General features: G+C 61.8%; 12 protein-coding genes and 1 pseudogene. 7 read left to right on the forward strand and 6 right to left on the reverse strand.

Going from position 1 to position 18,309, the window contains the following annotated elements; all coding sequences use genetic code 11:
- Positions 1–96: 96 nt before the first annotated feature.
- Together BZ163_RS21295 and BZ163_RS21300 are read right to left on the reverse strand one after the other, a co-directional pair.
- Complete coding sequence (locus tag BZ163_RS21295) at positions 97–1,035, reverse strand: NAD-dependent epimerase/dehydratase family protein (protein WP_128872485.1); 939 nt, start codon at positions 1,033–1,035, stop codon at positions 97–99.
- Complete coding sequence (locus BZ163_RS21300; RefSeq protein ID WP_128872486.1) at positions 1,028–1,912, reverse strand: sugar nucleotide-binding protein; 885 nt, start codon at positions 1,910–1,912, stop codon at positions 1,028–1,030. The genes BZ163_RS21295 and BZ163_RS21300 overlap by 8 nt, the downstream gene beginning before the upstream one ends.
- Positions 1,913–2,127: 215 nt before the next feature.
- On the opposite strand from BZ163_RS21300, the gene BZ163_RS21305 reads away from it, so the two are divergent.
- Positions 2,128–6,444, forward strand: a complete 4,317-nt coding sequence (locus tag BZ163_RS21305) for a DEAD/DEAH box helicase (protein ID WP_128872487.1) — start codon at positions 2,128–2,130, stop codon at positions 6,442–6,444.
- Positions 6,445–6,579: 135 nt separating this feature from the next.
- Here the strand turns inward: BZ163_RS21305 and BZ163_RS21310 are convergent, their stop codons facing one another.
- Positions 6,580–8,697 (reverse strand): mechanosensitive ion channel family protein, encoded by a 2,118-nt coding sequence (locus tag BZ163_RS21310; RefSeq protein ID WP_128872488.1) that lies wholly within the window; start codon positions 8,695–8,697, stop codon positions 6,580–6,582.
- Positions 8,698–8,983: 286 nt separating this feature from the next.
- Between BZ163_RS21310 and BZ163_RS21315 the strand changes: the two genes are divergently transcribed.
- From BZ163_RS21315 to BZ163_RS21335, 5 genes and pseudogenes are all read left to right on the forward strand, one after another.
- Entirely contained in the window at positions 8,984–10,195 is a 1,212-nt protein-coding gene (locus BZ163_RS21315) for an MFS transporter (RefSeq protein ID WP_128872489.1), read from the forward strand.
- A 206-nt stretch (positions 10,196–10,401) separates the two neighbouring features.
- Positions 10,402–11,328, forward strand: a complete 927-nt coding sequence (locus BZ163_RS21320; RefSeq protein ID WP_128872490.1) for a DUF72 domain-containing protein — start codon at positions 10,402–10,404, stop codon at positions 11,326–11,328.
- Positions 11,325–12,122 (forward strand): endonuclease/exonuclease/phosphatase family protein, encoded by a 798-nt coding sequence (locus tag BZ163_RS21325; protein ID WP_128872491.1) that lies wholly within the window; start codon positions 11,325–11,327, stop codon positions 12,120–12,122. The genes BZ163_RS21320 and BZ163_RS21325 overlap by 4 nt, the downstream gene beginning before the upstream one ends.
- A pseudogene (gene clsB / locus BZ163_RS21330) lies at positions 12,119–13,401 on the forward strand (cardiolipin synthase ClsB). The gene BZ163_RS21325 and the pseudogene clsB overlap by 4 nt, the downstream one beginning before the upstream one ends.
- A complete protein-coding gene (locus BZ163_RS21335) occupies positions 13,401–14,387 on the forward strand; it encodes a lysylphosphatidylglycerol synthase domain-containing protein (RefSeq protein ID WP_128872492.1) in 987 nt (328 codons plus the stop codon). The pseudogene clsB and the gene BZ163_RS21335 overlap by 1 nt, the downstream one beginning before the upstream one ends.
- Before the next feature lie 101 nt (positions 14,388–14,488).
- Here BZ163_RS21335 and BZ163_RS21340 read toward each other — a convergent pair whose 3' ends face one another.
- The 3 genes from BZ163_RS21340 to BZ163_RS21350 form a co-directional block, all read right to left on the reverse strand.
- Positions 14,489–15,247 carry a S9 family peptidase gene (locus BZ163_RS21340; RefSeq protein WP_128872493.1) on the reverse strand — a complete coding sequence of 253 codons (759 nt, stop codon included), beginning with the start codon at positions 15,245–15,247 and terminating at the stop codon, positions 14,489–14,491.
- Positions 15,237–16,346 (reverse strand): DUF3182 family protein, encoded by a 1,110-nt coding sequence (locus BZ163_RS21345; protein ID WP_128872494.1) that lies wholly within the window; start codon positions 16,344–16,346, stop codon positions 15,237–15,239. Before BZ163_RS21345 ends, BZ163_RS21340 begins: the two co-directional genes overlap by 11 nt.
- 204 nt (positions 16,347–16,550) lie before the next feature.
- The gene (locus BZ163_RS21350; RefSeq protein WP_128872495.1) at positions 16,551–17,543 is read right to left on the reverse strand and encodes a GlxA family transcriptional regulator; all 993 of its coding nucleotides are present in this window, start codon (positions 17,541–17,543) and stop codon (positions 16,551–16,553) included.
- Between the two features lie 101 nt (positions 17,544–17,644).
- Here BZ163_RS21350 and BZ163_RS21355 point away from each other — a divergent pair, with 101 nt between their 5' ends.
- Complete coding sequence (locus tag BZ163_RS21355; RefSeq protein WP_128872496.1) at positions 17,645–18,199, forward strand: cysteine hydrolase family protein; 555 nt, start codon at positions 17,645–17,647, stop codon at positions 18,197–18,199.
- The last annotated feature ends 110 nt before the right edge of the window (positions 18,200–18,309 follow it).

Consider the following 18,309-nt stretch of genomic DNA (forward strand, 5'->3'; position numbering starts at 1 on the left):
CTGTGGGAGCTGGCTTGCCAGCGATGGTCTCAAGAACGACGCCTTTATTCAGAAAGAACGCGTTATCGTTGACGTCCATCGCGAGCAAGCTCGCTCCTACAATGAGTGGAGTCCCAGCAACCGCGCCAGACCAACGCGCAGCGGGGTTTGCTGCGGATAGGTAAAGCGCTCCAGCAATCGCCGGTTGTTCGCCCGTGAATGGCGAATGTCACCCGAGCGCGCCGGGCCGTAGCTCACGGGCGGCAACTGACCGACCACCGCCTCCAGCGCTTCAAGCATTTGCTTGAGGGTGGTGGCCTGGTTCCAGCCAACATTGACTGCACCAACCTCGACCTGTGGTTGCTCGATGGCTTGCACCAGCAAGTCGACCAGGTCTTCGACGTAGACAAAATCGCGCGTCTGCTCGCCATCACCGAACACGGTGATCGGCAGGCCTTTCTGCGCCCGCTCGCTGAAAATGCTGATGACCCCGGAATACGGCGAGGACGGATCCTGTCGCGGGCCGAAGATATTGAAGAAGCGGAAGATCACCGGTTCCAGAGCATGTTGGCGACGGTAGAAATCGAAATAATGCTCGCTGGCCAATTTGTCCGATGCGTACGGCGTCAACGGGGCCTTGGGCGTCTCTTCATCGATCGACTCACCTTCGCCGTTATTGCCGTAGACCGCTGCGCTGGATGCAAACAGCACCCGCTTGACGCCGGCCTGGCGCATGGCTTCGCAGACATTCAGCGAGCCGATGAAGTTGCTCTGGTGAGTCTTCACCGGATCGTCCACCGACGCCTGCACCGAAGCCACCGCCGCCAGGTGCGCGACCGCGCTGCAGCCGACCATCGCCCGCGCCACCAGTGCCGAGTCGGCAACATCGCCCAAAATCAGTTCGACCTTGGGGTTATCCAACGGCAGATTACTGCGTTTGCCGGTGGACAGGTCATCGAGAATCCGCACCGAATGGCCCTTGGCGAGCAAGGCATCCGTCAAGTGCGAACCGATGAAACCGGCACCGCCGGTGATGAAAACAGGGCCGTCAGCCATGGCGATAAAACCTATCCAGTAAGCCCGGGAGTGCCGCGCGCCAGGCGCGGGGCTTGATGCCGAACGTGTGCAGAATTTTCTTGCAGGCCAGCACCGCGTGTTGCGGCTCTTCGGCGGCATCCGGACGCGCGGCGTGAGCCTGGGCGGTCGGTGCTTCGATGGCCAGCGGGTGCAAGGCACGGGCTTCGGTCAGGATCGCCTGCCCCAGCGCCAGCGGCGTGGTCGCCTCATGCCCGGCGTAATGATAGGTGCCCCACAGCGGCGCGGCACAATCGAGTTGCTTGAGTACCGAAATGATCACCCGTGCGGCGTCATCCACGGGCGTCGGATTGCCTCGACGGTCGTCGGCCATCAGCAGTTCTTCAGGCGTTTCTGCCCGAGCGAGAAAACGCCCGAGGCTGCCGTCGGGACTGTCATCGAGCAACCAGCCGAAACGCAGCAGCACATGTTGCGGACAAGTGGCGCGCACACTTTTCTCGATCCGCCACAAGGCCTGACCGCGCAGCCCCAGGGGCACAGGCTCGTCTTTTTCGCTGTAGGCCGTGGCCCGGGAGCCATCGAACACGCGATAGCTCGACGGTTGCAGCAGAACGATGTTGTGATGCTGGCACAGCTCGGCCAGACGCTCGATCGCCCGTTCCTGCCCGGCCAGACGCTCCTCGCTGACCACCTCCGCCTGGAACCAGTCGAAGTAGTAGGCGAGGTTGATCAGCGCGTCCGGGCGGGTGTCGTCGAGCAGTTGCGTCAGGCTCGCGGCATCCCAGCCGTCTTGCGGTGGGCGGGGGGCGAGGAAGCCGATGTCTTCCTCCGCACCGAGGCGAATCAGCGCCTGCCCAAGGGCATTTCCGCCGCCCAGTAACATAAGGCGCATTCGCATAGAGTCAGCAGGCCCAGTCTGATTGGAACAATGGCTAATCGACATTGCGCGCGGGCAATGTCGTCGATAGTGCCGGAATCGTTGCATTTTGCGGGTTTAGAGCGCAACCGTCATCCGTAAAGTGTACATCTCCCGCAATTGTGGTGCTGCCACTGGCCAATAGAGAGCTTGAGCGGTACTTGCAACTTCACACCCCCACCCGCATAAATTACCCCATGAACCTGCCCATCCCCGCAGACAGCGCCCTGACAGGCTTCCACCCTGCCGTCAGCGCCTGGTTCGGCAACACGTTCCCGACGGTCACCGCCGCCCAGGCCCGGGCGTGGCCGTTGATTCGCCAGCACCGTTCAACATTGATCGCCGCCCCCACCGGGTCCGGCAAGACCCTCACCGCGTTTCTCGCGGTGATCGATGACCTGGTCCACCGCGGCCTGGAAACCGCCGGTGGCCTGCCCGACGAAACCCTGGTGGTCTACGTCTCGCCGCTGAAAGCCTTGTCCAACGACATCCAGATCAACCTGCAAAACCCCTTGGCCGGCATTACCGAGCAATTGCGCCTGATGGGCCTGCCCGAACTGCAGATCACGACCGCCGTGCGCACCGGCGATACGCCGCAAAAAGACCGCTCGGCCATGCGCAGGACAGCACCGCACATTCTGGTGACCACGCCGGAATCGCTGTACGTGCTGCTTGGCTCCGACTCGGGTCGGCAAATGCTCAAGACCACGCGCACGGTCATCGTCGACGAAATCCACGCCGTTGCCGCCAGCAAACGCGGCAGCCACCTGGCCCTGAGCCTGGAACGCTTGCAGGCACTGTGCACGCATCCCTTGATGCGCATCGGCCTGTCTGCCACGCAAAAGCCGATCGACGCGGTCTCGCGTTTTCTGGTCGGTCGCGACCGTCCGTGCGACATCATCGATATCGGCCACGCCCGGCCGCGCGACCTGGACATCGAAGTGCCGCCCGTGCCGTTATCGGCGGTGATGGCCAACGATGTCTGGGAACTGGTGTATGACCGCCTCGCCGCCCTCGCCCGCGAGCACCGGACCACGCTGATCTTCGTCAACACCCGGCGCCTGGCCGAACGCCTGAGTCGGCACTTGAGCGAGCGTCTGGGCAAGGACGCGGTCGCCGCCCACCACGGCAGCCTGGCCAAGGAGTTTCGCCTCGACGCCGAGCAACGGCTCAAGCGCGGCGACCTGCAAGTGCTGATCGCGACCGCCTCGCTGGAGTTGGGGATCGACATCGGCGACGTCGACCTGGTCTGCCAGATCGCCTCGCCGCGCTCGATTGCCGGGTTTCTGCAACGGGTCGGCCGCTCCGGGCACCAGGTCGGCGGCACGCCCAAGGGGCGGTTGTTTGCCACCACCCGCGATGACTTGATCGAATGCATCGCCCTGCTCGACTGCGTGCGTCGCGGCGAACTCGACACCTTGCAGATTCCCCGGGCACCGCTGGACGTACTCGCGCAACAGATCATCGCTGAAGTCAGCTGTCAGGAATGGCAGGAGCAGGCACTGCTGGAGCTGTTCCGCCGGGCCTCGCCTTATGCCGAACTCGACGAACAGCATTATCAGGCGCTGCTGCACATGCTCGCCGACGGCTACAACGGGCGTCAGGGCATCCGCAGCGCTTACCTGCACCGCGACGCCGTGACCCGCACGTTGCGCGGTCGTCGGGGCAGCAAACTGACCGCCGTGACCAGTGGCGGGACCATCCCGGACAACGCCGACTACAGCGTATTGCTGGAGCCTCAAGGGCTGAACATCGGCAGCGTCAACGAAGACTTCGCGGTGGAAAGCATCGCTGGCGATGTCTTCCAGCTAGGCAACACTTCTTATCGAATCCTGCGGGTGGAAACCGGCAAGGTCCGGGTCGAAGACGCTCAGGGTCAGCCGCCGACCATCCCGTTCTGGCTTGGTGAAGCACCCGGTCGCAGCGATGAACTGTCGTTTGCCGTGGCACGCCTGCAAGGGCAACTCGATGACCTGCTGGGCGCCACGCCCGGTGACTTGCAGACCGCGCTCGACTGGTTGACCGACACCCTGGGCCTCAATCTGGCCAGTGCCGAGCAACTGCTGGATTACCTGGCCCGTGCACGGCTGACCCTCGGCGCCCTGCCCTCGCAAGACACGCTGGTGATGGAGCGGTTTTTCGACGAGTCCGGCGGCACCCAACTGATCATCCACACCCCGTTTGGCAGCCGTATCAACCGCGCCTGGGGGCTGGCCCTGCGCAAGCGCTTCTGCCGCACCTTCAACTTTGAACTGCAGGCGGCCGCCAGCGAGGACGCCATTGTGCTGTCGCTGTCCAGCAGCCACAGCTTTGAGCTGGATGAGGTCTGGCGGTATCTGCACAGCCACCGCGCCGAGCACATCCTGACTCAAGCGGTGCTCGAAGCGCCGCTGTTCGGCGTACGCTGGCGCTGGAATGCCGGGGTGGCGCTGGCGCTGCCGCGTTATACCGGTGGACGCAAAGTCGCACCGCAGATCCAGCGGATGAAAAGCGAAGACCTGATCGCCAGCGTGTTTCCCGATCAGATTGCCTGCGTGGAAAACCTCGCCGGCGAACGGGAGATTCCCGAGCATCCCCTGGTGGAACAAACCCTGGACGATTGCCTCCACGACGCCATGGACTGTGAAGGCTGGCTGGCCTTGTTGCGCCGCATGGAGCGTGGCGACGTGCGCCTGATCAGCCGCGACCTGCCTGCCCCCTCGCCGCTGGCGGCAGAAATCCTCAGCGCCCGGCCCTACACCTTTCTCGACGATGCGCCGCTGGAAGAGCGTCGCACGCAAGCCGTGCTCAATCGTCGCTGGACCGACCCGCAATCCACCGACGACCTCGGGGCGCTGGATGCCGAGGCCATTCAAGCCGTGCGCGACGAAGCCTGGCCCGCGCCCACGGGCATCGATGAAATGCATGAGACGTTGATGAGCCTGGCGTGCATCACCGATGCCGAGGCACAGGCCAACCCTCATTGGCGCGAATGGCTGAACGCCTTGGCCGACAGCGGCCGCGCCAGTCGCTTGCAGATCAACCCGGCGCAATCACTGTGGCTGGCGCTGGAGCGGCTGACCTGTGTGCAGGCGATTTATCCACACGCCACATTGTCGCCGCCGCTGGAGGCGTTGCCGGGTTTCGATGAAGTCTGGAACACGGACGCTGCGGCACTTGAGGTGGTTCGCGCGCGGCTCAGCGCCTTTGGTCCGTTGCCGCTGCACGCGATTGCCGCCCCCTTGGGACTACCGACGATTCAGGTCACCCAGGCGCTGGCCCAACTGGAGCGCGAAGGCTATGTGCTGCGCGGCCAGTTCACGCCCGGAGCCCCGCAGGAAGAGTGGTGCGAACGGCATCTGCTGGCGCGTATTCATCGCTATACGGTCAAGCGTCTACGGCGGGAAATCGAGCCGGTAGCGCTGCAGGACTTCATGCGCTTTCTGTTTGACTGGCAGCATCTGTCCGCGGCGACCCAAGGCCAGGGCAGCGCGGTGTTGCCGGCGATTGTCGCTCAGTTCGAAGGCTACCCTGCCGCGGCTTCGGCCTGGGACAGCGACATTCTGCCGGCGCGGATCAAAGGGTATTCGGCGAGCTGGCTGGATGATCTGTGTCGCAGCGGCAAGCTGGTCTGGACCCGCCTGACTGCGCGCAACAAGAGCGCCAGCATGGCGTTGCGCAGCACGCCGATTCTGCTGCTGCCGCGCAGTCAGGTCGGGTTGTGGAGCAGCCTGACCGAGCAAACCCCGGTCGACGAACTGTCGCCGAAAACGCAAAAGGTTCACCAAGCCCTCAGTCAACACGGCGCACTGTTTTTCGATGAGCTGATGCACGAAGCGCACCTGCTGCGCTCGGAGCTGGAAATCGCCTTGCAGGAGCTGGTAGGCGCCGGACTGGTGAACGCCGACAGCTTCGCCGGCCTGCGAGCGCTGATCACCCCCGCCAGTAAACGCCAGGCCCGCAGCAGCCGACGCGGGCGCGGGGCGTTTGTCGGCGGGATGGACGATGCCGGGCGCTGGGCCTTGCTGCGCCGCGCAGCTGCCGCGCCGGTGGTGGATAACAAACGTCCGGCGCCGACGCCGGGCGATACCCTTGAACATATCGCCATGACCTTGCTGCGCCGCTATGGCGTGGTGTTCTGGCGTCTGCTGGAACGCGAGGCGGACTGGCTGCCAAGTTGGCGGGAATTGCTGCGCACCTTCCATCGGCTGGAGGCGCGGGGTGAGATTCGCGGCGGGCGGTTTGTCAGTGGTCTGGCGGGCGAGCAGTTCGCATTGCCTGAAGCGATTCCGTTGCTGCGCGAAGTTCGGCGCCGGCCCCATGACGGGAGTCTGGTAGCCGTGTGCGGGGTTGATCCGCTGAACCTCGCGGGTACGCTGTTGCCCGGCGCGAAAGTGCCGGCGCTGGCGAGTAATCGGTTGGTGTATCGCGATGGATTGCCGGCGGCGGCGGAGATTGCCGGCAAGCAGGTTTTCTGGCTGGAGCTGGATCAACAAGCCAGTGCTGAGGTGCGTAGCAAGCTGATCCGGCATTGATGTTGTCTGGCCTGGCCTCTTCGCGGGCAAGCCCGCTCCCACAGGGGATTTGTGTCGATCACAAAATCATGGTCCAACACAGATCGAATGTGGGAGCGGGCTTGCTCGCGAAGAGGCCATCAGCATCAACACAAGCTACTGGGTCCGCGGCTGATCCGGCAACAACACCGACGAATGCTCCACCATCGCCTGCTCCTCTTCCGGCTCCTCCACCCGGCGCCCAGGCATCAACACCTGCTGTGGATAAGTCTGCGCGAAATGCACCCACGGGCTGTTATCCACAAGCTTTTTCAAGCGCTGATTGAACGCCCGGCTCACCGCATATTGCCCGCCCGACACAGTGCGAAACTGCGCCGTCAGCACCACGCCGTTGAGGTCCATCTTGTCGACGCCAAACACATCCAGCGGCCCTTGCAGGTTGTACTTGAGGAACGCATCGTCACGGATCGAATCACCCGCCTCGCGGATCAGTTCGATGGCCTTGTCCACGTCAGTGTCATAGGTGAACTGCACCGAGAAAAACGCATAAGCGAATTGTCGCGATTGGTTGGTCACCGCCTTGATCTGCCCGAACGGCACCGAGTGCACGAACCCCTTGCCGTCACGCAGGCGCAACGTGCGGATGGTCAGGCCTTCGACCGTACCGGCGTGACCGGAATCGAGCACCACCCAGTCGCCGATCGACAAGGTGTCTTCGATGATGATGAACAGCCCGGTGATGACGTCCTGCACCAGTTGCTGCGAGCCGAAACCGATGGCCAGGCCGACCACCCCGGCGCCGGCCAGCAGCGGTGCGACGTTGATGCCCAGGTTGGCCATGGTGGTGATCGCACAGATCACCACCAGGATGATTTTGATCGCGTTGCGCAGCAGCGGCAGGATGGTTTTGACGCGTGTACTGGGTTGCGCCGCGCGTTTGTTGACCGGCGGTTTCAGTGCTTCCTGGATCGCCGTATCGAGCACTACCCAGAGCAGCCAGGTGACCAGAAAGATAAGCCCGATGCTGCTCAACGAATCGCTGATGGCCCGGCCCACCGAGTTGCGCTCGGCAAACTCGAATAGCGACACACCCCAGATCCGCCCGAGGACTTCAATGAAAGCCACCGCCATGACGATCCGCGACAAGGCGTGCAGCAGGCTGAGAAACCGCTCCTTGTAAGCGCTGCTGCGCTTGAGCGCTTCGGCCTGGCTCGACTTGAACATATGCTGGAAGATCGTGCTGAGAAATACCGTGGCAATCAGCAAAATGGTGGTGAACAGCGCACAGCGCAGCGCCTTTTGATTGTCCTCGCCGACGCCGATCAGGTTGATCACCGAGACCATGACCATCAGCAGAATCGGCCAATACCAGAGCCAGGAAAAAATTCGCAGCGATTCCTGCAACGAAGGCTGTTTGAGGCGTTGGGCCAGCGGTCGATTGCGAATCAGGTGCGCCACCGGACGACGCAGATGGATCACCAGCAAACCGAAGATGATCGAGGCGAACAGTCCGGTAAACACCGCAATGCCGCTGGTGATATTGGCGCCCAGTTGCCGGGCGATTTGCGGGCTGGTCAAGGCGTCGCTGAGCGCTGCGAGGAAGCCGATCAGAAACAGCGGTCTGGGGCAGTAATCGCGGATGAGCTGCACCGCCGTGCGCTTGTGTCCGGTGTTGAACATGACAATCACGCAGAGCAGCATCGAGGTGGAGAAAATGCCGCTGCTGGTGGCGTAGGCGAAGCACAATGCCAGGGCGCGACCCACCGAGGCTGGCAGGAAGTGGCTGACATAGAGCGTCAAGGGCAGGCAGATCACGGCCGGCAAGGTGTAAGGCAGCAAGTAGGTGAGCAAACCCTGGCTGCGTTGGCGGGTCCGCAGCCAGTGCCCCTGGTTCAGGCGTTTGGCGAGAATGCCACCGAGTACGGTGAGCAAGGCAAAGACACCGAGCCAGACCCCGGACAACATCAGAAAATCACCCGCCTCGCTCCAGCCTGAACGACTCGAGGGCCGATTGACCAGCTTGTCCACTTCATCCACCGCCCGATCCGCCCGCAAGCGCCAGGCGTCGACCAGGTTTTCGTTGAGATCGAGCTTGTCCTGAACGTCGTCAATGCTGGAGCTGATGGCCCCGAGCAAACCGCCCTGCACCAGTGGCTCGGGCTTTGCGGCTTCCTCCGTGGCGTCAGGAACACCCGGCAGTGTGGCGGCTTCCAGCTCGTTGCTGCCTAAGAACAGCAACGCCCCCAGCAGTATCGCGGTCTTGAATTTGAGCAAAACGCGGAGCTCCTTGAAAAGGGTCTGTTAGGAACTGATTGAAAAATGACGGTCAAGTTCACACACCGCCTTGTAGGAGCCGGCTTGCTGGCGAAGGGGCCCTTGAGTGGTGCGGTGTTGTTGAGACCGCCTTCGCTGGCAAGCCAGCTCCTACAAGGGACCGGGTGATGCCGATGGGGGGATCTTTGCGCAGCGCTCAAATATCAAATGCCTATCCCTCTATTTTTCCGCACAACCGAAATCCCGACACTGCGCTCCATCAATCAAATCCACCGGAGTTGCAGCCATGCCCATTGCCTTGCTCGCGCTGACCCTCAGCGCCTTCGCCATCGGGACGACAGAGTTCGTCATCGTAGGCTTGTTACCCACTATAGGCGCCGACCTCGGTGTTAGCCTGCCATCTGCAGGGCTGCTGGTCAGCCTCTATGCCCTGGGTGTCGCCATCGGTGCCCCGGTCTTGACCGCCCTCACCGGTAAAGTCCCGCGCAAATTGCTGCTGTTGTCGCTGATGGTGCTGTTCACCCTCGGCAACCTGCTGGCGTGGCAAGCACCGAGCTACGAATCGCTGATCATTGCGCGGATCGTCACCGGTCTGGCCCACGGGGTGTTTTTCTCGATCGGTTCGACCATCGCCACCAGTCTGGTGCCAAAGGAAAAAGCGGCCAGCGCGATCGCCATCATGTTCACCGGCCTGACCGTGGCGCTGGTCACTGGCGTGCCGCTGGGGACCTTCATCGGTCAGCATTTCGGCTGGCGTGAAACCTTCCTCGCCGTGTCCACGCTGGGTGTCATCGCCTTTATCGGCAGCCTGCTCTATGTACCGAAGAACATCACCCACAGCAAACCTGCCTCGCTGCTGGAACAATTGCAGGTACTCAAGCAACCCCGCTTGTTGCTGGTGTATGCGATGACCGCAGTCGGCTACGGCGGCTCATTCACCGCGTTTACCTTCCTGGCACCGATTCTCCAGGACGTTTCAGGCTTCAGCGCCAGCACTGTCAGCCTGGTGTTGCTGGTTTACGGGATCTCGGTGGCGGTCGGTAATATCTGGGGCGGCAAACTGGCAGACAAACATGGCCCGATCAAAGCCTTGAAAGTCATTTTCGCCCTGCTCGCCGCAGTCCTGTTCGTGCTGACCTTTACCGCGGGCAACCCATGGCTGGCCCTGGCGACCGTGCTGGTCTGGGGAGCAGTCGCGTTCGGTAACGTACCGGGCCTGCAGGTTTATGTAGTGCGCCAGGCCGAACACTACACCCCAAATGCAGTGGATGTGGCTTCCGGCCTGAACATCGCCGCCTTCAACCTCGGCATTGCCGGTGGCGCCTGGGGCGGTGGATTGATCGTCGCTCATCTGGGCTTGATCCATACCGCGTGGATTGGCGGCCTGGTGGTGCTGGTGGCGTTGGCGCTGACTGCCTGGAGTGGTCGTCTCGATCGGTTGGGTCCGGTGTATGCCGAACCGGCTGAAGGCTCGGCCCGCGTCATCGCTGGCCACTGACAGCCCCTGTGGGAGCTTGCTCGCGATGATGGCGGCACATTCAACAGGGATGTGACTGATGGACCGCTATCGCGAGCAAGCTGCCACATTAGCGCTTTGGTGTTCTTCACAGTCTGTACCGTCCGTAGTTCCGTCGAAACTTTATCCCTCGCCCCGCAGTCAGCAAAAGATAGCGGCAGTCCGAGGACCATTAGACGGGAGGCGATATGGCGGCGATTCACATTGGCATTTCAGGTTGGCGGTACACGCCCTGGCGGGGGGATTTCTACCCGAAGGGGCTGACCCAGAAGCGCGAATTGCAATTCGCGTCGCGGGCCGTCAACAGCATCGAAATCAATGGATCGTTTTACGCCCTGCAACGGCCCGAACGTTACGCCCAGTGGTACGCCGAAACGCCGACGGGCTTCGTGTTCAGTGTCAAAGCGCCACGCTTCATCACCCACATCAGGCGCCTGCGTGACATTCACACCCCCCTGGCCAATTTTTTCGCCTCCGGGGTGCTGGAACTCAAGGACAAACTCGGTCCGATCCTCTGGCAGTTCCCGCCCAACTTCAGATTCAATGCCGAGCTGTTCGAAACCTTTTTGCAGCAACTGCCCCACGATACCGAACAGGCCGCCGCCCTCGCCCGGCAGCATGATTCGCACCTGAACGGCAACGCCAGCCTGAAGGCTTACAAGAAAAAGCCGGTGCGTCATGCCGTGGAAATTCGCCACGAAAGCTTTATCGAACCCGCCTTCGTCCGTCTGCTCAAACACTACAACACCGCCTTGGTCATCGCCGATACTGCGGGTAAATGGCCATATCGCGAAGACATCACCAGCGACTTCGTCTATCTGCGCCTGCACGGTGCCGAGCAACTTTACGCCAGCGGCTATACGCCACAAGCGCTGAAACGCTGGGGCGACCGCATCGAGGCCTGGCACCAGGGCAAGCAACCGAGCGACCCCCAGTTGATCGCGCCGCAGCAAAAACCCAAGGTGCGCAAATCCCGCGAGGTGTTCTGCTATTTCGACAATGACATCAAAGTCCGCGCGCCCTTCGATGCACGCAGCCTTCTGCAGCGCTTGCATCTCGACACAAATCTCGCCACTGCCCCCGGCGAGCCCGCTGCCGAAGGAGTGCTGCCATGAATAGTTCCGAGCAGCTCAGCGTATCGGATGATCAGCCACACACCATTGCCGCGGTACGCCGTTTCACCGTCCTGACGGTCAACACCCACAAGGGATTCACCGCCTTGAACCGGCGCTTCATCCTGCCCGAATTGCGCGAAGCGGTGCGTAGCGTGTCGGCCGACGTGGTGTTTTTGCAGGAGGTTCACGGCACCCACGAGCACCATCCGGCGCGTTACAGCAACTGGCCGCAGATGCCGCAGTATGAATTCCTCGCCGACACCCTGTGGCCGCAGTTCGCCTATGGGCGCAACGCGGTCTACCCGGCGGGGGATCACGGCAATGCGCTGCTGTCGAAATTCCAGATCATTCGCCATGACAATCTCGACGTGTCCATCAGCGGCCATGAGAACCGCGGCATCCTGCATTGCGTGCTGCGCTTGCCCGGCGACGGCCAGGAAGTGCACGCCATTTGCGTCCACCTGGGCCTGCGCGAGAGCCACCGTAATGCACAGCTGAAGCTATTGGCCAGCCGCCTTGCGGAGTTGCCGGCAGAAGCCCCGGTCATTGTCGCCGGCGACTTCAATGACTGGCGCCAGCGCGCCGACGCGCTGCTCAAGCCCTGCGGTCTGCGAGAAGTGTTCGCCGAACTCCACGGCAAACCGGCGCGCAGTTTCCCTGCACGCCTGCCTGCATTGCGCCTGGACCGCATCTACGTGCGCAACCTCAAGGCCAGCCGTCCGCAAGTGTTGGCGTCGCGCCCCTGGTCCCACCTTTCCGATCACGCACCGTTGTCGGTGGAGATCGAGCTATGAGTAGCCCGTCGATGGAAAAGACCAGTGTGGAACACTTATCCACCACCCCGCCTGTCCATGCACCTGGCACGGTCGACGTCGAGTACGGCTGGCAGGGCAACAATCTGGTGGAGCTGCTGGAAAACGGCGAAGCGTATTTCCCTCGAGTGTTCGAGGTCATGCGCCAGGCCAAGAGTGAGATCCTGCTGGAAACCTTCATCGTGTTCGAGGACAAGGTGGGCAATGAACTGCAACAGGTGCTGATCGATGCCGCCAAACGCGGCGTGCGGGTCACCGCCAGTCTCGACGGTTTTGGCTGCGGCGAACTGAGCACCGCCTTTCTCGCGGCGCTGAGCGAGGCCGGCGTGCGTATCCAGATATTCGATCCCGCTCCCAAGCACTTCGGCATTCGTACCAACTGGTTCCGTCGCCTGCACCGCAAGATAGTGGTCGTAGATGGCACGATTGCGTTCATTGGCGGGATCAATTTTTCCGCCGACCACCTGGCCGACTTCGGTCCCGAGGCCAAACAGGATTATTCGGTGGAAGTACAAGGCCCGGCAGTGGCCGACATCCATCACTTCGCACTGCTGCAAAGCGGCCGGCGGCCCGGGCCAAATACTGGTGGCAACGTCGCCGCCAGCGGCGCCAGGAACTGGCCTTCACCGATCACGACGGCCAGGTGCGACTTGTCTATCGCGACAATGGCGAACACACGACCGATATCGAAGAGGTATACCGCCAGGTGCTGCGCAGTGCCCAACGGCGCGTGGTGATCGCCAACGCCTACTTCTTTCCCGGTTATCGCCTGCTGCGCGAAATCCGCAACGCGGCCCGGCGTGGCGTCGATGTGCGCCTGATCCTCCAAGGCCAGCCCGACATGATGGTGGCCAAACTCGCCGCGCGCATGACCTATGACTACCTGCTCAAATCCGGCGTGCAGATTTATGAATACTGCGAACGCCCGCTGCACGGCAAAGTCGCGCTGGTGGATGAGGACTGGAGCACGGTGGGTTCGAGCAACCTGGACCCGTTGAGCCTGTCCATGAACCTTGAAGCCAACGTGTTGATCCGCGATCGCGCCTTCAACCGGATATTGTCCGAACGCCTCGAGGACCTGAGTGACAATCACTGCAAGGCCATGTCCGTGGACAAATCACCCCGCGGACGGGTCTGGCACATGACCGTCGGCTTCCTGGTGTTCCACTTCCTGCGCCACTTCCCGGCCTGGGCCGGTTGGCTGCCGGCGCACAAGCCGCGCCTGAAACCTTTTTCCCACACCGCCCGGAGTGACACCTGATGAGCCACTCTGAAACACAACCGGCCACCCACGCCGACCACCCGCACAAGTCGCGCTGGAGCCGCTGGAAAAAACCGCTGACGATGCTGTTTTTCCTGGCGCTGATCGTACTGTTCACGATGCTCGCCCAGCGCATCGAATGGGATGAAGTGTTCAACAACCTCGCCGATTTCAAGGTCCGCACGCTGATCATCGCGTCCGGGCTGACCGTGGTGAGCTTTCTGGTTTACGCCTGCTTCGACCTGATCGGCCGTACCTACATTCGCCAGGACCTGACCTGGAAGCAAATCCTGCCGGTGGGGATCATCAGCTACGCCTTCAACCTCAACCTGAGCGCCTGGGTCGGTGGCGTTGCCATGCGGTATCGCCTGTACTCGCGTCTAGGGGTGAGTAAAGGCAACATCGCGAAGATCCTCGGCCTGAGCCTGGCGACCAACTGGTTCGGCTACATGGTCATTGCTGGCGCAGTGTTCACCAGCGGGCTGGTACGGATGCCGCCAGGCTGGAAGCTGAGCACCGGCGCGTTGCAAGGTGTGGGCGTGTTGTTGCTATTGGTGAGCGCGGGATACCTGGTGGCCTGTCAGTTTTCCCGGCGCCGGGAATGGTCGATCCGCGGGGTGGAAATCAATCTGCCGTCCCTGCGCATGGCGATCCTGCAATTGGCTCTGGGCGCGCTGAACTGGTCGCTGATGGCTGCCGTGATCTTCACCCTGTTGCCGAGCAAACTGGACTATCCGCTGGTGCTTGGGGTGCTGTTGATCAGCGCGATCGCTGGAGTGATCACGCATATTCCTGCCGGGCTTGGGGTGTTGGAAGCGGTATTCGTGGCGCTGCTGCAACATGAGGCTTCACGGGGGAGCCTGGTGGCGGGGCTGCTGGCGTATCGGGCGATCTATTTCATCTTGCCGCTGTTGATTACGGTGGTGATGTATCTGGTTGTCGAGGCCAAGGCCAAGTCATTGCGGATTGCGAAGAAACCCAAGTGATCGCCAGGGTCTGTCATGGCACCTTCGCGGGCAAGCCTCTCTCCTACGGATTTGGGTCTTTGTAGGAGCGAGGCTTGCCCGCGAAGAACCCACCGCCGATCTCAAGTCGATTGAATGATGCTCAACCGCTCACCCACCACCATCTCCGTGATCCAGTCCACCAGGATCGAGGTGTATGCCTGTTGCGAAACCGGGTCGCTCAAGGCGTGGTCCGACCCATCGATAATCCGGTGCGTCAGGGAATGCGTCTGCTGACAGGCCGCCCGGTAACTCATGATGGTGGCGTGCGGCACATAGTCATCGGTCTCGGATTCGACCAGCAGCACATCCCCGGTAAATTGCGAACAGGCATGCAGCGCGCGATTAGTGTCGGCGCGAACCAGCGTGCTGCGGTAGTCACGCAGGTCGGGCTTGTCCAGGTCACGCTTGGGTGTATTCCATTGATCGTCGCGATACAGCGCCGGCACTCGCAGCGCCAACCAGCGAACAGGGCGCAACGACGTCAGGATCGATGCCAGATAACCCCCATAACTGGTGCCGACGACGGCAATCGCCGAGGTGTCGAGCGCCGGATGGGCCAGCAACCGGTCATAAGCCGCCAGCAGGTCGCGCAGGTTGTCTTCACGCGTCACCCGTGTCAGTGGAATGCCGGTGCCCCCGGTGTGCCCGCGCAAGTCGAACGTCAGGCACACACATCCCAAACCGGCGATACCTTTCGCCCGTTCCAGGTCGCGCTCCTGGCTGCCGCCCCACCCATGCACGAACAACACGCCCGGGACTTTTGACTTGGGGCTGAGGAAGGTCCCGGTCATCTGTTCATCATCGATGTCGATCTGAATGGTTTCGCTTCTAGCCGTCATAGGATTTAACCGTTACGTACTTGAGTAGAAAATCACTGTCCTGCGCCGGCCCGCGGTAGACCTCGATGGCGTCCGCGGGCAGGGGCTGATCGATGTAGGTTTCCACCGAAGACACGCGAATCGCACGCATCCCCGGATCGTTGACGAAGCTCTGCAACGCCGCCAATTCGGCACTGCTGGCACCGCCCATGCGCCAGGATTGCTCCAGCACACCGCTGCGCGGCTTGCCGTTACTGTCCAGCCCCTGGGCAATGTCGTAGTTGCGCCTTGAGGCGTAGAAGCCTGGATAAGATTCATCCGCGGCGCTGTCGAAGACCTGCGCTTGCCGGATCGCCAGACGCACATCGTCGGGCAGCGCCAACTCGAGCAAGTCCTCGTAATAACCCTGCACCACGAGCAGATTGGAGCCTCCATAAACCTGCTCGCCTTGACCGTCTTCGGTCAAGTATTGATCACCGCAATAACTCAACACTTTGCCGCCGATAAAACTCTGGCCGACGCTGTGGGTGATGACTTTGTCCAGATCCTGCTCGAGCACCACGCCATCGGTGAACAGCGTTCTGGCATCGGGCCGGGCCAGAATCGCATCAAACTGGTCGAGGCTTTTGATCACTTCCTGACCGCGTCCGGCGCAGGCATGGATGGGCTTGAGGCGAATGGGACCGGTGTAGAGCAGGTGTTCTGCCGCGGGACGCGCATCGTCCAGAGAAAACACACTGAGACCATCCAGCACAACGCTGCGCACGCGCTCGGAAAACAGCGACGACCACCCTTGCGGGGCGTGGGCATTTTTACTGCGCAATCCGTGGCTGATGGCTTTAGTGCAGATGAAGTCATGGTCGACATACCCTCCCCACAAATCATCCGGCCCTTTCACGCCCAACGCCAGGGCGGCCGCGGCGCCGACCAGGGTCTGGGTCGGCAACAGGTAAAGGTCATGGCCGCGGTGTGATCCAAGTTCGTAACTGCCACCGAATTTGAGCCCGAGGATGTGCGCCAGCCAACGGGCCAGCGCGCGATTGGTTTCGACTTCGTGCAGTGGAGCGTCGGGGTGCACCGAATGGGCGACCACCAGTTTCTTGCGGTTTGCTGGGGTCATGCATCCCCCTTCGATCGGCACGTGATGAATGTAGTGTCAGGGGTGCAGAGATCAGGCCAAGGGTGGCTGGCACGGAACGTTTTTTAAATCAGCCAGTTGTGGGAAAAGTGATGGCACTAAGCCTGTTTTAATCTGCACGAAACCTTTCAAGACTCCTGCATTTTGCACGACTGACGCTTCCACAGAGTATTCAGGGTGAAGCGTCTATCGGGTTGCGGCACTGGATGTCACCCCAAACCGCGCCCGATAATCACTCGGCGCCAGCCCGGTAATTTTTTTGAACATCGCCCGAAACGCCCCAGGATCCTGATACCCGACGGTCCAGGCGATATGATCGATAGTGCCGTTGGTGAACTCAAGCATTTCCCGGGCCTTGCCGACCCGCAGATGCTGGCAGTACTCGGTAGGTTTCAAACCCGTCGCCGCGCGGAATCGGCGCAGGAACGTGCGCTCTTCCAACCCTGCCCGCTCGGCCATCGCCGTCAGCGACACATCGGTCGCGCCAGTGCTTTGCAGCCAATGCTGAACCTTGAGTATCGACGCATCGCCATGGCTGAGAATTGGTGAAAAATTGCTGCCGCATTCGCTCGCGGCGTCGCTGTGTTCCACCACCAGGAACCGCGCGGTACTGGTGGCGATGCTCGGCCCGAGCAGGCGGTTCACAAGACGCAAGCCCAGCTCGGACCAGGCCATCAAGCCGGCGGTCGTAATCAAGTCGCCGTCATCGACGATGGGCGTATCGGCCTTGAGTCTGATCGCCGGATAACGCTCGGCGAACGTCTTGGCCGAGGTCCAGTGGGTGGTGGCGCTACGACCGTCGAGCAGGCCGCTTTCGGCCAACAGGATCGAGCCCACGCAAACGCCGCCCAGGATCGCGCCATTGGCATGTTGCTGACGAAGCCAGCGGATCAACGCCCGGGGTGCCTGGCCTTCGGAAAAACCGGCGATCGACGGCGGTATCAACACCGCAACCAATGCGCTGTCGAGGACGGGATGGCTGTCATAGACCCGCTCGGGGACCTGCTCGCCATCGACCTGCCAATGGCTGACCCGCAACTGCGGCAACTGCGCGCTCTGGTGCTCGGCGGCAATCCGGTTCGCCACGGCGAACAAGTCCGTCAGCCCGTGCACCGCGGCCATCTGCGCGCCGGGATAGATCAGCACCGCCAGTTCGACGATTGCCCTTTCTGCGTCCATTGTCAGTTTTCCCCCTGTTATTGTCGGTGCGGCCAATCCTCGGACGGCCTGCCAGACCCAATACTTCATTCCACACCAAGACACACTTCGAGGAAACAATCATGACCAGGCAAGCACTCATCGTAGTCGATATCCAGAACGACTACTTCCCACAGGGCAAGTGGCCACTGGTCGGTGCCGACGCCGCTGCGGACAACGCCGTACGCTTGCTCAAAGCCTTTCGCGACGCCGGTGATTCGGTGGTGCACATCCGCCACGAGTTCGCCTCCGACGACGCACCGTTCTTCACCCCCGGCTCTGAAGGCGCGAAGCTGCACCCCAAGGTGCTCAACCGCGCCGACGAGCCGGTCGTGCTCAAGCACTTCGTCAATTCATTCCGCGAAACCGAACTGAAATCGATCCTCGACGAGCAAGGCATCAAGGATCTGGTGGTGGTCGGCAGCATGAGCCACATGTGTGTCGACGGCATCACCCGCGCCGCAGCCGACCTGGGCTACACCGTCACCGTCATTCATGACGCCTGTGCGTCCCGCGATCTGGAATTCAACGGTCTTACCGTTCCGGCAGCCCACGTACACGCGGCCTTCATGTCGGCCTTGGGTTTTGCCTATGCGAGCGTGGTGTCCACCGACGAGTTCCTGGCCGCCAACGGCTAAAACGCCCTCAAAACCATAAGGCCAGTAGCGCTCGCCCGCTATTGGCCTTTTGGTAAACCTGGCTCAGGACCAGACAACCACAAGACTTACCGCTGAAAAGCCGGATAATG

This window comes from Pseudomonas sp. VI4.1 (assembly GCF_002029345.1).
In the GTDB taxonomy this organism is placed as follows: Bacteria; Pseudomonadota; Gammaproteobacteria; order Pseudomonadales; family Pseudomonadaceae; genus Aquipseudomonas.

Bases quoted from the DNA above. Each gene is read 5' to 3' on its own strand.
- BZ163_RS21295 (WP_128872485.1), bottom strand. From the start codon at position 1,035: ATGGCTGACGGCCCTGTTTTCATCACCGGCGGTGCCGGTTTCATCGGT.
- BZ163_RS21300 (WP_128872486.1), bottom strand. From the start codon at position 1,912: ATGCGAATGCGCCTTATGTTACTGGGCGGCGGAAATGCCCTTGGGCAG.
- BZ163_RS21305 (WP_128872487.1), top strand. From the start codon at position 2,128: ATGAACCTGCCCATCCCCGCAGACAGCGCCCTGACAGGCTTCCACCCT.
- BZ163_RS21315 (WP_128872489.1), top strand. From the start codon at position 8,984: ATGCCCATTGCCTTGCTCGCGCTGACCCTCAGCGCCTTCGCCATCGGG.
- BZ163_RS21320 (WP_128872490.1), top strand. From the start codon at position 10,402: ATGGCGGCGATTCACATTGGCATTTCAGGTTGGCGGTACACGCCCTGG.
- BZ163_RS21325 (WP_128872491.1), top strand. From the start codon at position 11,325: ATGAATAGTTCCGAGCAGCTCAGCGTATCGGATGATCAGCCACACACC.
- BZ163_RS21335 (WP_128872492.1), top strand. From the start codon at position 13,401: ATGAGCCACTCTGAAACACAACCGGCCACCCACGCCGACCACCCGCAC.
- BZ163_RS21340 (WP_128872493.1), bottom strand. From the start codon at position 15,247: ATGACGGCTAGAAGCGAAACCATTCAGATCGACATCGATGATGAACAG.
- BZ163_RS21345 (WP_128872494.1), bottom strand. From the start codon at position 16,346: ATGACCCCAGCAAACCGCAAGAAACTGGTGGTCGCCCATTCGGTGCAC.
- BZ163_RS21350 (WP_128872495.1), bottom strand. From the start codon at position 17,543: ATGGACGCAGAAAGGGCAATCGTCGAACTGGCGGTGCTGATCTATCCC.
- BZ163_RS21355 (WP_128872496.1), top strand. From the start codon at position 17,645: ATGACCAGGCAAGCACTCATCGTAGTCGATATCCAGAACGACTACTTC.